A 13445-nucleotide genomic window follows, 5' to 3' on the forward strand; every position below is an offset into this window, starting at 1 on the left:
CTGTCGGTGCCACGGTGTACCGTCAAATGGTCGCAAGCGTCAACTGAGCCCATATCTCTGGCGGCGCTTCCGGCACCGCGTCGGAAAGTGGGTCCGGCGCGGTTGACGGCCTTACGGATGGAGGGGCCGGGCGCCGTGTGCGTCCGACGACAACATGGAACGTACCCGTTTGTTCCGCCGGCCGGTGGTCTGGATCCTTCTGGTGATCATCGGTGCCATCGTGCTCAGTTCCTTCTTCACATCCGGCCCGAGCTACACCAAGACGGACACGTCGGTGGTGCTCCAGAACCTTCGCGACGGCAACGCGAAGAAGGCTGTGATCCAGGACAAGGAGCAGACGCTCAACCTCGATCTCAAGACCAAGATCAAGGTCAAGGGCACGGAAACCAACAAGATCCAGGGCCAGTTCTCGTCGCAGAGCGCTGACGATCTCCAGACCGAGCTGAGCACCCTGCAGGGGCAGGGCAAGCTCCCGGACGGTTACAACGTCAACGTCACCCAGGACAACATCTTCATCAGCCTGCTGATCAACCTGCTCCCGATCGCGGTGCTGGTGGTCCTCCTGCTGCTGTTCATGTCGCAGATGCAGGGCGGCGGCTCCCGGGTGCTCAACTTCGGCAAGTCCAAGGCGAAGCTCATCTCCAAGGACACCCCGAAGACGACGTTCGCCGATGTCGCCGGCTCGGACGAGGCGGTCGAGGAGCTCCACGAGATCAAGGACTTCCTCCAGGCTCCGGCCAAGTACCAGGCCCTCGGCGCCAAGATCCCGAAGGGCGTGCTGCTCTACGGGCCGCCCGGAACCGGTAAGACGCTGCTCGCGCGGGCCGTCGCCGGCGAGGCGGGTGTGCCGTTCTACTCGATCTCCGGTTCGGACTTCGTCGAGATGTTCGTCGGTGTCGGTGCCTCCCGCGTCCGCGACCTGTTCGAGCAGGCCAAGTCGAACGCGCCGGCCATCGTCTTCGTCGACGAGATCGACGCCGTCGGCCGCCACCGCGGCGCCGGCATGGGCGGCGGTCACGACGAGCGCGAGCAGACGCTCAACCAGCTGCTCGTCGAGATGGACGGCTTCGACACCAAGGGCGGCGTCATCCTGATCGCCGCGACCAACCGGCCCGACATCCTCGACCCGGCCCTGCTGCGCCCCGGCCGCTTCGACCGCCAGATCGCGGTCGACCGGCCCGACATGGAGGGCCGCAAGGCGATCCTCCGGGTGCACGCCAAGGGCAAGCCGTTCACGCCCGACGTCGACCTCGACTCGGTCGCCCGGCGCACGCCCGGCTTCACCGGTGCCGACCTGGCCAACGTGATCAACGAGTCGGCGCTGCTGGCCGCCCGCAACGACAAGCGGGCGATCACCAACGACTACCTCGAAGAGGCCATCGACCGGGTCATCGCCGGCCCGGAGCGGCGCACGCGGGTGATGAGCGAGCACGAGAAGAAGGTCACCGCGTACCACGAGGGTGGCCACGCGCTCGTCGCCTGGGCGCTGCCCCACTCAGCGCCGGTGCACAAGGTGACGATCCTGTCCCGCGGCCGCTCGCTGGGCCACACGCTGGTCCTGCCGACCGAGGACAAGTACACGCAGACCCGCTCCGAGATGATCGACACGCTGGCCTACGCGCTGGGCGGTCGCGCCGCCGAGGAGCTCGTCTTCCACGAGCCGACCACCGGCGCCGGCAACGACATCGAGAAGGCGACCGCGCTCGCCCGCTCGATGATCACGGAGTACGGCATGAGCGCCAAGCTCGGCGCCGTGAAGTACGGCACCGGCGACGGCGAGCCGTTCCTGGGCCGCACGATGGGCCACGAGCGGGACTACTCGGAGAAGGTCGCGGCCGAGATCGACGGCGAGATGCGCGGGCTCATCGAGATCGCGCACGACGAGGCGTGGGAGATCCTGGTCGAATACCGTGACGTCCTCGACAGCATCGTCGAGGAGCTCATGGAGAAGGAGACCATCTCCCAGGCGGACATGACCCGGATCTGCGCCCGCGTCGTCAAGCGGCCGCCGATGGCGCCGTACAGCGGCAACGGCCGTCGCCGGCGCGCGAGCGAGGCCGGCGCGAACGGCTCCGAGGTCAACCAGCCGTCCGGCTTCGGTGGGGACGACCACGTCCGCATCGGCGGCGGCGAGACCCCGGACGGCACGCACTGAGCGAGTTCAGCGGCACCGAGCCCGACACCGACAACGGTGCCGGGCTCGTTGCCGACCGGGAGCTCGATCATGTGGCCGCCCGCCTGGTCAGCGGCAAGCTCGGCGGCGTCGAGGTCGAGCGCAACGTCGACCTCAAGCGCATCGAGAGCGCGGTCCGCGAGATCCTGATCGCGATCGGCGAGGACCCGGATCGCGACGGCCTGCGCAAGACGCCGGCCCGGGTCGCGCGCGCGTACGCGGAGCTCTTCGCCGGCCTGCGGGTCGAGCCGGCCCAGGTGCTGAGCACCACCTTCGAGGCCGACCACGAGGAGCTGGTGCTCGTGCGCGACATCGAGGTGCAGTCCATGTGCGAGCACCACCTGCTGCCGTTCCACGGCATCGCGCACATCGGCTACATCCCCGGCGCCGACGGGCGCATCACCGGCCTGTCGAAGCTCGCCCGCCTCGTCGAGGTCTACGCCCGGCGCCCACAGGTGCAGGAGCGGCTGACCTCGCAGATCGCGGACCTGCTGCAGAACCAGCTGAACCCGCGCGGCGTGATCGTGGTGATCGAGTGCGAGCACATGTGCATGTCGATGCGCGGCATTCAGAAGGGCGGCTCCCGCACGATCACCTCGGCGGTGCGCGGTTTACTGCGCGACGACGCGAAGTCTCGCTCCGAGGCGATGGCGCTGATCCTGCACAGTTAGCGGTTTCGCTGGTACTTCCTGTGCCCGCACGTGTTCGCTTGCGCCCCCTGCGCCCTCATTGGGCCAGGGGGTTCTCTGGTCAGTAGAAGAGGATGACGCCGCCGAAGACCAGGAGTGGGACGAGGGCCAGGAGGCTGATCACGAGGCCGAGGACCGGTGTTCGCGAGGTGGACTTGCGGGTCATCGAGCCGATGGTGAGCCAGCCGAGGCCGAAGGAGAGCGCTGGGAGTACCAGAGCGCAGGGAAGGACCAGGAGACCTGCTCCGGTCAGTTCCTCGCTGGCCAGGAGCGCGGGGATCTGGACGATGGCGGCCAGGAGCGCGAAGCCGAAGTAGACGCCGGCGTTGAGCCAGACGCGGCGGTTGGACGCCGCCTGCCGCCCAGGGGCCGCCAACTCCGCCTCAGAACGCTTCAGACCCGCCGCCGCGATGCGCAGGGCCGTCGATACCCTTCCGGGCACTGAGTTCGGTACCGGCGGGCTCAGGGGGCTTACGACCCCCGTTCCGACGACCCCGCCTGGACCGGAGACCGGCACGCCGCTGACGCGGTTGGGCATGCCGCTGACGGGGACTCGTGGGATGGCTCCGGTGTTGTGGAGGCTGGGCGGGGTTGGCGGGGCACTGCGGGGTACGACGACGGGATAGCCGCCGGTTGCGGGCTGTTGTGGCGCCTGGACCGCGCGCGGGGCGCCGGCGACCGCGGGAGTGCCCGGCATCGCGTGGGTCGGGGTGCCCGGCATCGCCGAGGTCGGCACGCCCGAGACCGGGGGTGCGCTCGTCGGGGGCCACGGCGGGGAGCTGACCGGGGTGGTGAGGATGCGCTGACCCTGCGGCCACGCGCCCGAGCCGCCGGTGAGCGCGGACGGGGGCGGCGGCGGGGCCATGGGCGCGCCGCGGCGCGGGTCGACCGGCTGCGGGCCCTGCGTGAGGGCGTTGTGCGCGGCCTGGATCTCCGGCCACGCGGGGCGCATCTCCAGGGGGCGGCCGCCCGCCTCGCCGGCGACCTCGGACAGGTAGGCCTCGTGGTGCGCGAGCTTGGCCCGGATCGCCGCCAGGTCCTGCTGGGCCGCCTTGAGCGCCGACTTGTGCTCCGCGACGACCGCGATCACCTCGCGGCGGACGGCGTCGAGGCGCTGGCCGGCCGCGACGTACTCCATCCAGGCCGTCCGGCTCGGCTCGCCGACCGGCACCGGCGGCGCCGTCCAGGGCCCGCTCAGCTGGGCGCAGACCCGCCGGACGAGCTCGACGGGCGGGTCGGGATCGAGGTAGACCGGGGCGTTGAGGCGGCTCGGGCCGGTGCCAGTCCCGGAGAACGTCGCCCCCGGCGGATCGCCGACCCAGGCGTGCGGGTTGCGGATCGCGATCTGCGTGGCGTGCGGCAAGGGCGCCTGCGTGGTCTCCTGGGTCAGCGGCGGCGGCGGCCAACCGGCGGCGATCAGGTGCAGCCGCCCGGCCGGCCCGGCGTGCGCGAGCTGGGCGATCCGCGCGAGGTCGCGCCCCTCCGTCAGCTCGGGCAACGACGCGATGACGATGAGCAGCGTGGGCGCCGGCCCGTCGGTGCGGGCGGCGAGCCAGCGTTCGCCTTCGTCGAGTACGGCGCGAAGTCCTTCGGCATCTGTAGCCGGCGGCGGCATGATCGCATCGATGCCGGTAAACCAGTCGAACGTCCCGCCGTCCACCACCGCGTCGATCGTGCGGATGCGCACCGACCCGGGCGGCGAGGAGGCGAGCAGCCGGAGCACGAGGCTGCGCAGCAGTCCCCCCACGCGCGCGTCCCGGGCATCGGCGTCGATCGCGATGTGCCCCGCCCGCAGCAGGGGCACGATCACCGGAAATCTCGCATCGTCGAGCGGGTGCGCCTGCCCCACCCGCACGAACGTGGGCGGCAACGGCCCGCCGAGCGGCGTGGTGTTCGCCAGCGCGTCCAACTGGGCCCCGAGCCACCCCGGCGCGAGCATGGCCGCATTGGCCCTCAGCCCGGCGGCAAGATCATGCTGCTCGGCGTACTGGTCGGCGGGGGCGGCGTTGGGGGAGTACCCCTCGAGGATCGGCCCGGCGGCGGCGATCAGCGCAGCGGTGTGCCGATGCTGCGCAGCCGCTCGCTCGATCCGTGCCCGCAGGCGTGCCACCGTGCCCCTTCCGATCCAAGCAGATGCGGGAACGGTAACGCAGACTGCCATTCTCGTCAGCAGGCGCACTGGGGGCTTCGCATAGTCGCTGGTAGCCGTGTTGCCGTTCCTGCGGTCCGCCTTGCCTTCGGCGCGCTCTCGGCGCGGGAGGGTGCCTGGGGGGCGCTCGGCGGATAGCCTCTGGGGCGTGGACCCATCGATTCCCAACGACCCGGGCGTGGACCAGGGAAGGTCGATCCCGCGTTCCCGATCGGGCGAGGGGGAGGTCCTCGAGGGCGAGGTCATCGACAAGGGCGTGCCGTTGGGGCGGACCCGGCCGGGGCCGCAGGCGCCTCCTGCCGCACCACCTCGAAAACCGCGGCGGCCGGGGCGGGTTCGGCGGACGATTCTGTGGACGCTGCTCGGGATTGTGGTGGTGGGGTGCCTCGGGGGCGGGATTACTGCGTTTGTGTTGTACAACAAGGCGGCGGAGCCTGATCGCGGCAATCCGACCGCGACGCTGCGGCAATATCTCGACGCCCGGTACAACTCGCGCGACGCGGGACGCGCGAGTGTTTTCGTATGCCGGTCGCCGAAGCTCACGGCGATGGATCAGGCGATCAGCGATGTCGAGCGGCGTGAGCAGAAGGATCAAATCCGAATCCGGATGTTCACCACGGAGATGTCCATTACGACGTCGACATCGAATTCCGCCACGGTGCGCACCAAAATCACGTACGAGATTCCAGAGGACGGCGGCCGGAGCTCAGGTGAGGTCTACACCTGGGAGTTCGGCATGACGCTGGAAAGCGGCTGGAGAGTCTGTTCCGCGTCACAGGTGTAGGAACTACTCCACCCAGAGCAGGTGGACCGGGATTTCCATGGTCTTCGGCGCCTGCCCGCTCCAGGCCCACCGGTACCAGTCCACCTCCCGGCAGACCCGGACGCAGATGTCGCCCTCGACCCCGTTGTAGGCCTCGGTCACGGCCCGCAAATCTCGCTGGTCCTTGCCGACCTTGTCATCCGGCCCAGGAATCCGAATCACGCGCAACCCGGTGACCCGCGGCACCTCACGAACTCGCCGAGGGGCCCGCGGAGGCGGCGCGTCCAACGAGACCAACGCGAGGTCCGCTGCAGAAGGCGGCGTCACCGAACTGGAAAGCTGCTCAACCCACACCCGCTCAAGCGGCACGAGCGGCGCGAACACCTCGGTTTGCTCCGCCTCGGCCCGGTACCACTCCTGCTCCGGCAACGCCGGCACGTAGGTCCGACTCGCCTGCACAATGGCATCGTCAATGCGCAGATCCCCACGCCACCCAAGACCGGGAAGTCCGACGACCGCTCGACGTCCGCGCAAAGAGCGCAATCCGGCGGCCGGGACCAATTCGATGCCCGCGGGTACGCGCTCGTCGCCGCCGGCCAGCAGGTCCCAGTCGGGGAAATCGCCGTCCGACGGTAAATCGCTCACGTCTTGACTCCCAGCGGCGCGCCCATGCGCTGCATGAACGCCACGGGGTCGATCGCGCCATTGTTGCTCGGATCGCTGTTGATGTGCACCTCGAAATGCAGGTGCGGCCCGGACGAGTGACCGGTCGTGCCCGAGAAGCCGATTTCCTGACCCGGTGCGACCTGTTGGCCGATGACGACGCTGGGCTGCTTGATCATGTGGCAGTACCGGGTGAGGAGGCCGTTCGCGTGCTGAATCTCGACGTACCAGCCGCAGCCGAGCACGGACGGGGAGCCGTCGCGCCAGCAGCCCCATTCGGTGCCGTTCGCGAGATGGGCCTGGCAGCGCACCTTCACCACGAGTCCGGCGGCCGCCGCTCGAATCACGGTATTGCGCGGCACGATGAGGTCGACGCCCTGGTGGGTGGGGCGGGAAGCGGTACGGAATCCGGATCCCACCTCGCCGTTCACCGGCGCCGTCCAGCCCGACGCGGCGATTTGATTCGCGCTGACGCACATCAGCTGCGTCGAGTTTCCGGCCGCGCGGGCAGCCCCACCGGTCAGCGAATTCACGACGGTGCTCGCGAGCTGTTCGTGCTTCGCATAAGCATTCGGGTACGCGCTCCGCTGCACCCTCTGCGCCGCCCGGGTGAGGCTCAGCTGCTCCCAGCCCGGAACTTGCAGGAGCTTCTCATAGAACTTCCGCGTGGCGTACTGCGGATCCATGATCTGTTCCGGAGTACCCCATCCGGTGCTCGGCCTTTGCTGAAACAGCCCGAGCGAGTCATGGTCGTTGCGCGCCCCGAGATTCGGCAGGTTGTGCAGGCTCGACTCCTGCATGGCGGTCGCGACGGCAATCACCCATCCGCGCGGGGGCACTTTCATGTCCTGCCCGACCCGCACGATAATGGCCGCGTTGCGCACCTGTTCATCGGACAACTCGTGATGGCTCGGCATTTTCGCGGCGGCGTCGACGAGTTGCCCATTTCCGCACCCGGCGGCGTCATAGTCCTGCGTATTGCGAGCCGCATCCATGAAGAACGCGATCGCCCCGCCGCCACAGCAAATCAGGACCATCAGGAATCCGACGGCCGCCCAAATGACCGGCCGGAGGCGTCTCTTTGCCGGCGGTACATCGAAATCGTCTTCTTCGCCCAGAATGCTCACGCCGTCTCCCAGTCCAACGACGTGACCAGCCATCGCCCGCCCGCGGCCTGCAGCTCGAGGACGATCGTCCCGCCCTGCGCCGGGAACTTGGCGACGGTCACGGACCCGAGGCTCTGCAGCTGAACCGCACCGGTGATGGTGTCGGTCGGCACGTCGGCGGGATCGGTGTCGGCGAGATCGGTCATGAGCTCGGTGGACGCGTCCGGCTTGAGCCCGGCCCGCCACTGATCCCCGCTGATCCCCGGCTTGCGCAGCCAGGCCTTGGCGAACCGAGTGGCCACAGTGGACACGTCCGCCGCCCCCTTGCTCAGCGAGGGCGCGGGATTGGCCGACTCGTCGACCCCGTCATCGCCGAGCGACGCATAGGGATCGGCCGAGGTGGGAACCGCGGCAACGGTCGGCCCGAGCCCGTCGTTGGCCGACTTCCCCTCGTCCCGATCGAGCACGGTCCGCCCGAGCCCCACGACGACAAGCACCACGACAACAAGAACCAACGCGATGCCGTACCGCGTACCAAGCAGCCGCAGGACCGTCCGCATGCCCGCCTACCCGGGGAGAGTCGCCGACTCAGGCCGTCGAGCCGGTGCCCGTTCGGACCCACTCCGATCCGACCCGGGCCGATAGATCGAGTACGACGGCGCACTCTCGGCCGGCGTATCCGGCGCGTCCCAAGAGGGCTCCCGCCGCCGCGTCGACCCGCTCGCGCTCCGGCTCCCGGCACCGCTGGTGGACCGCCCGGTCTCGGGCCGATCAACCGGCGCCACTTCCCCGCCGCCTCCGGCGGAGACAACGTCCTCGGTACGAGATTCAGGCCGCTGCTGCGTCTGCACCGTTTCGCCGCCACGCCGCTGCGACCCCGGCTCACGCGTCCCACCGGCGTCAACAATCTTGAGCGCAGCGGCCTGGCGTACGTCCCGCATGAACAGCCGATGCCAGCCGCCGACCGAGGTGATGGCGCGAGTGGAGTCCTTGCCGCCGAGTTGCGTGATCCGCCGGTACGGCCGCAGAAGAAGCCAGCCGACGACGCCGGTGAGCCAGATCAGCAGAACCTGAAGCCAAGGCGCCAAGGAACCTGTCGTCAGGATCAGTGAAACGGCGAACAGGTAGATCGCCGACCCGGTTCCGAAGATGATGATGTTGAACATCGCGGCAATGACGGCATTGCCGAGTCGTCGGAGTCCAGCATTGGCCGGACGCAGCAATCCAATGGTTCCCAGGATCGGCGAAGCGATGACCGCCCACCGGAAGATCAGGAAGCCGAGGATGACGAGCACGGACGCCGTGATGTCGAACAAAGCGAAGAACAGGGCGGAGAGGATGGCCAGGAATCCCGACCCGACGCGATCCATACCGCGACTGCCCTGGAGGTGCTCGTAGGCCTCGGGGTCCTCGGTGCGAATCTGCTCCGCGATCTTCATCCACCGCTGTTGCTTTTCCTCGGTGATGGTCTTCCGCATCGTCGAGGTGATCGGGGGGCCGGGCTGCTGGTTTCGGATGCGGTCCGCCTCGCGGTCGGCGGCCTGCTTCTCGTCGGCCCGGATGTTCTGAATGTCGACCCAGGTGAACGACTTCGAGTCATACAGGGCAGGACCGTATTTGTTCGCCGTCTCGCTGTCCGCAGACCCGAGGGTGCCGCGCAGCCAGTTGCGATAGAGCAGTCCGTCGACGACGGTGTCGCTGGCCCGCACTGCGGGCGGTCGACTGTCCTGACAAGCGGTCGGATCGTTGTTGTGGCACTTCTCCGGCGGAATGGACTCATCCGGAGGGCCGACCGCACCGTGAATCATGTCGAGGCTCGTGATCAGCGTCTTGTCCGCCAGGTGGGCCGAGAAGCTCGGCCATTGCGCAAGGGCGGTGATCAAGACCATCACGAAAAGCGCCCAGCCGGCGGTGGTGACCGCGTTGGAAAGATCAGATTGCCGAGAGCGCCACAGCAGATAGAGGCCTACGATCGCCACCGTGATCGCGCCGAAGACGGTGAACACTTTCGAGTAGACCGCCTTCGTGGCGGTGTCGACCAACGGGTCTGCCCAGCCCCACATGTAGGATGGGTCCCACGCGCGTTCCCGAAGCGCATTCGATGCACCGACAATGCCTGTCGCGAACAGGAATTCGCCGTTGGCTACGGTATTCTCGAACTCTGCGCTCGGATTGGTCACGACCGCCGCGCATTTAAGATCGTATGTACTGAAGTCGTAACCCGCGTAACCGTATTCACTGTAACGGAACAACAGGCGAGAACCGCGATCCGCATCCGGCTGCTGCGCGAACCAGCCGGCCACACCCGAGTCCGGGGCGCTTGGAGTCGGGGCATCGAGACAGCTGAGCTTGCCTTGGACGTCAACCTGGAGGCGGTTGGCGCAGTTGTCGAAGTTGCCTGGGAAACGCCATTCTTCGACCGTGCAAAGTGGGTCGCCCGGGGCGTAGGTCGGGGCCGCCGAAGCCGGTGCCATGGGGCCCGCGAACAGCGTTCCCATAGCGGCAACAAGCACGACGATCGCGTACAAAGGCAAGCGTCGCAAGCGTTTCACCGCTCGTCCTCCGCCCCATCCTCGTGCAGGTCCATGATCTCGCCGCCCACGGTCGGGGTCCCCGGCACGCCACCAGGTGTCGTGTCCAGGTACCGCAGCAGATCGGTCACGTAAGAAACGTCGACGCGCACTTTCTGCACGCGTCCGTCCACATCCCGCATCACGAACTCGCGGAAGCCCAGGCGCGACGAAGAGCTCGTGTCGACCTGGGAGAGCGAGGCCAGCGTCTGCTCGTATCCCACGTCAGTCGGCACCCGCAGCAGCCGGAGCGCCTCCGCCGCGATCTCCGTGTCCTCCGCGATGCGTCCCACGAAGACCGTCGACACCAGGTTCTGCACGTCCAGCCCGAGGATGTCCTTCGGGTTCTGGGACGCGACCAGCGCCGCGAGGTTCCATTTGCGCGAGTCGCGCGCGAGGCGGACCAGGAACGAGCGGCCCGAACGCCACCCCTCCATGAAGTGCGCCTCGTCCAGGCCGACGAGCTTGCGCATCGACATGTCCCCGCCGTAGCAGCGCCGCACGGCCAACCGGTGCGCGGTGTGCAGCATGGGTAGGGCGAGTGACTCTTCCGCCGACCAGTACTCGCGCTCGATCTTGAGGTCCGGCAGGCGCAGGCCGGCCATGGTGATCACGGTCAGGGCCGCGTCGGCGCCCAGCAGGCCGGGGGGCGGGGAGCCGAAGAACAGCATGGCCAGCGGCATCTCGGCGGTGTCGAGCAGGAGGTTGCCCAGCTCGGCGGCGTCGTGGTCGCCCGTGTCGCGCAGGGAGCGGATCACGTCCTCGAGCGTCGAGGACTCCTCGGCCGGCACCTGGCGGACGGCGTGGCGGAGCATGGTGGCGGTCGATGCCTCGCGGGCCACCTGCGGCGGTACGAGCATCATGCAGATGTCCTGCACGAGCATGCGGCGCTCGGCGCGGGCGTTGGACACGGCGATCTCGAACTCGCGGTCGCCGGCCGGGCCGTGCGCATAATGTTGGCGCTGCGGGGTAGGAATGAGGGAATACGGAGCGAGCGTGCCCTGCTCCGATCCCGTCAGGTTGAGCACCCGCGCATACGGGGCCAACTCGGGCATCGCACAAAGGCGCGCCAGCGGTCCCGAAGGATCCAGGAGCGTCACTTGTACCCCACGACGCGCCGCCAAGTATCCCAGCGCGCCCATCAGGGTCGACTTGCCACCGCCCGGCTCGGCCACGAAGACCGCGAGGCCGGAGCGCTCCCGCACCTCCATCGGGAAGTGCAGGTCCAGGAAGACCGGGCGGCGAGAGGTACCCGCCGTGCGCCCGATGAGGTCGCCCCGCCGGTCGCCGACCGTGGAGGCGGCCTGCGGCAGCGCGGCCGCGAACAGCTTGACCGGCATGCGCCGCAGATAGCCGGTGTTGGCCAGCGGCTCGCCCGGAATGAACTCGCGGGCCAGCCAGTCCTGCTGCTTGGGGTGCTGCAGCGCGACCCGCATCTCCCGGGAGTACATCTGCGTGATCCGGCGGGCCCGCTCGAGGCACTCCTCGCGGGTGCGCCCGCCGACCGCCACCCGGTGCCAGCCGTGCGCGCGGGACGAGTCGACCGGCAGGCCGGTGCTGATCTCGTCGCCGATGGTCAGGGCGCGCTTGGCCAGGCGCTCGAGCTCCGGGGGCGCGTCGATGCCGTGCTCGGAGTAGTCGGCCTGCTGCGAGCGGATCAGCCGCAGCCGGTGCTCGAGGTTGCGGAACGAGTCGCCCGGGCCCAGGATGTCGATCCGCGACGACAGCTCCATCGGCCACGGCATGCGCTCGTGGAAGTGCAGCCACGGCTCGTGCCGCTCGGGGATCTCCAGCGGCTCCATGCGGCCGACGGTCAGGACGGCGACGTGCCGCTCCTCGCCGGTCTGGCGATTGACGAGCTTCACCGTCGACCCGTACGGCGTCCGGTACCGCTCCACCGCCTCCGTCAACGCGAGCAGGTCGCCGGCGTCCCAGCCGCCCTCCAGCGAGGTGATGTGACCGGGCGGCGACATGCACAGCGCGACCGAGCGGTACAAGAGCCATTCCAGCTCGAACGAGGTCACTCGGCGGCCGCGCATGCCGAACGCGCCCAGCACCTCGTCGAACTGCTCGACGGTGCGGGCCATGCGGCGCCGCTCGGCGTCGGCGACCCCACGCTTGAACAGGGCGCCGATCCGCTCCGACAGCGTGTCGCCGAGCGTGCGGCGGGCGAAGGCGATCCCGAGGTACGTCTGCCCCTCGGCGTGATTGATCGACAGCAGGTGCTTCTGGGCCCCGACCAGGTGGTCCGCCCACGACGGGCCGCCGGGCACGGAGGGCAGCGGGTGCGGCGTGTTGCCGTCGACCACGCGCGCCCACTGGTCCGCCGGGAACGGCCGGGTCGTGCGGCGCAGGTGCAGGCGGAAGCCCGCCAGGCCCGCGTACTGCTCCGAGATCGCCGACAGCAGCGCCTCCCGCTCGGCGTCCGGGCGGAAGGCCCAGCGCACCTCGGGCAGCCAGTACCAGGCGGTGACGGTGTTCGGCGTGAACGTCAGGTGCCCGGCGATCTCCTTGATCGCCAGGTCGATCGCCGCGCTGCGGTCCTTGTGCTTCGGCCGCGGCGTCCTGTCCAGCGGCGTCCTGCGCCCCCGCTGCGCGGCCGGCGGCAACTCGCGCGGCGGTCGCGGCGGCTGCTGGGCGGGCACGACCCGGGCGGGCGCGGCCCGTCGCGTCGGCGGCGGAGGAGGCGCTGTCGTTACTGCCCTTCGACTTGTACTCCCAGTGCCCCCACGCCCCCCGGCATCCCCGAAGCGCTCGCCGGTGGCCCACTCGGGCGGACGAGGAGCGGCCGGCCCACCCATCGGCCGCCGTTCACCCGAGCCCGAGCCCGAGCCGGAGCCCGAGCCGGAGCCGGAGCCCGAGCCGGAGCCGGAGCCCGAGCCGGAGCCCGAGCCGGAGCCGGAGCCGGAACCCGAGCCGAAGCCGAAGCCGGAGCTCGAGCCGGAACCCGAGCCGGAACCCGAGCCGGAGCCCGAACCCGAGCCCGAGCCGGGACGGCGGGTCGTCGGCGCACCGGGCCGGCCACTTGTCTCAGCCCAGTTGTCAAAAGCCGGCCGATCCTCAGTAGCCGACCGCCCACCCGAAGCAGCCGCCGGCCGTTCGCCGGAAGCAGCAGCCGGCCGATCGCTGAGCGCGGGCCGGGTCGGGTGCCGCTCGCCGTTCGTCCGCCCAGGCTCGGTCCCGCGGGGAATCGCCCGCTTCGGCGCGCGCAGGTCCTCGGCCGACCGCGGCGCTCCCGAAGAGGGCGCGGCCGAGATCGGTACCCCGGAAATCGGCTGCACCCGCTCGGCCCGGCTCGTGCTGGGCTCCAGCGCGCGCTGCCGATCCCGCGC

8 protein-coding genes and 1 pseudogene are annotated in these 13445 nt (G+C 69.6%); 3 read left to right on the plus strand and 6 right to left on the minus strand.

The window, feature by feature from the left end:
• Window positions 1-154: 154 nt before the first annotated feature.
• Together ftsH and folE are read left to right on the plus strand one after the other, a co-directional pair.
• On the plus strand, window positions 155-2155 hold the full coding sequence (gene ftsH, locus ACQPZ4_RS02790) for an ATP-dependent zinc metalloprotease FtsH (RefSeq protein ID WP_433055622.1): 2001 nt from the start codon (window positions 155-157) through the stop codon (window positions 2153-2155).
• Window positions 2152-2844 carry a GTP cyclohydrolase I FolE gene (folE, locus tag ACQPZ4_RS02795; protein ID WP_433066181.1) on the plus strand — a complete coding sequence of 231 codons (693 nt, stop codon included), beginning with the start codon at window positions 2152-2154 and terminating at the stop codon, window positions 2842-2844. The genes ftsH and folE overlap by 4 nt, the downstream gene beginning before the upstream one ends.
• 79 nt (window positions 2845-2923) lie before the next feature.
• Here folE and ACQPZ4_RS02800 read toward each other — a convergent pair whose 3' ends face one another.
• Window positions 2924-4972, minus strand: coding sequence for a hypothetical protein (locus tag ACQPZ4_RS02800; RefSeq protein WP_433055625.1), 2049 nt, complete (start codon window positions 4970-4972; stop codon window positions 2924-2926).
• Between the two features lie 187 nt (window positions 4973-5159).
• Here ACQPZ4_RS02800 and ACQPZ4_RS02805 point away from each other — a divergent pair, with 187 nt between their 5' ends.
• Complete coding sequence (locus ACQPZ4_RS02805; protein WP_433055628.1) at window positions 5160-5795, plus strand: hypothetical protein; 636 nt, start codon at window positions 5160-5162, stop codon at window positions 5793-5795.
• A 3-nt stretch (window positions 5796-5798) separates the two neighbouring features.
• Here the strand turns inward: ACQPZ4_RS02805 and ACQPZ4_RS02810 are convergent, their stop codons facing one another.
• The 5 genes and pseudogenes from ACQPZ4_RS02810 to ACQPZ4_RS02830 form a co-directional block, all read right to left on the minus strand.
• Window positions 5799-6419, minus strand: coding sequence for a hypothetical protein (locus tag ACQPZ4_RS02810; RefSeq protein WP_433055631.1), 621 nt, complete (start codon window positions 6417-6419; stop codon window positions 5799-5801).
• Window positions 6416-7474: a M23 family metallopeptidase gene (locus ACQPZ4_RS02815; protein ID WP_433066184.1), complete on the minus strand. Its 1059-nt coding sequence runs from the start codon at window positions 7472-7474 to the stop codon at window positions 6416-6418. The genes ACQPZ4_RS02810 and ACQPZ4_RS02815 overlap by 4 nt, the downstream gene beginning before the upstream one ends.
• An 86-nt stretch (window positions 7475-7560) precedes the next feature.
• Window positions 7561-8103 (minus strand): hypothetical protein, encoded by a 543-nt coding sequence (locus tag ACQPZ4_RS02820; RefSeq protein ID WP_433055634.1) that lies wholly within the window; start codon window positions 8101-8103, stop codon window positions 7561-7563.
• A 6-nt stretch (window positions 8104-8109) separates the two neighbouring features.
• Window positions 8110-10041, minus strand: coding sequence for an MFS transporter (locus ACQPZ4_RS02825; protein WP_433066186.1), 1932 nt, complete (start codon window positions 10039-10041; stop codon window positions 8110-8112).
• Window positions 10042-10091: 50 nt separating this feature from the next.
• Window positions 10092-13057 (minus strand): annotated as a pseudogene (locus ACQPZ4_RS02830) (ATP-binding protein); the annotation flags it as partial.
• Between the last annotated feature and the right edge of the window lie 388 nt (window positions 13058-13445).

The organism is Dactylosporangium sp. CS-033363 (genome assembly GCF_050942475.1).
GTDB lineage: Bacteria > Actinomycetota > Actinomycetes > Mycobacteriales > Micromonosporaceae > Dactylosporangium.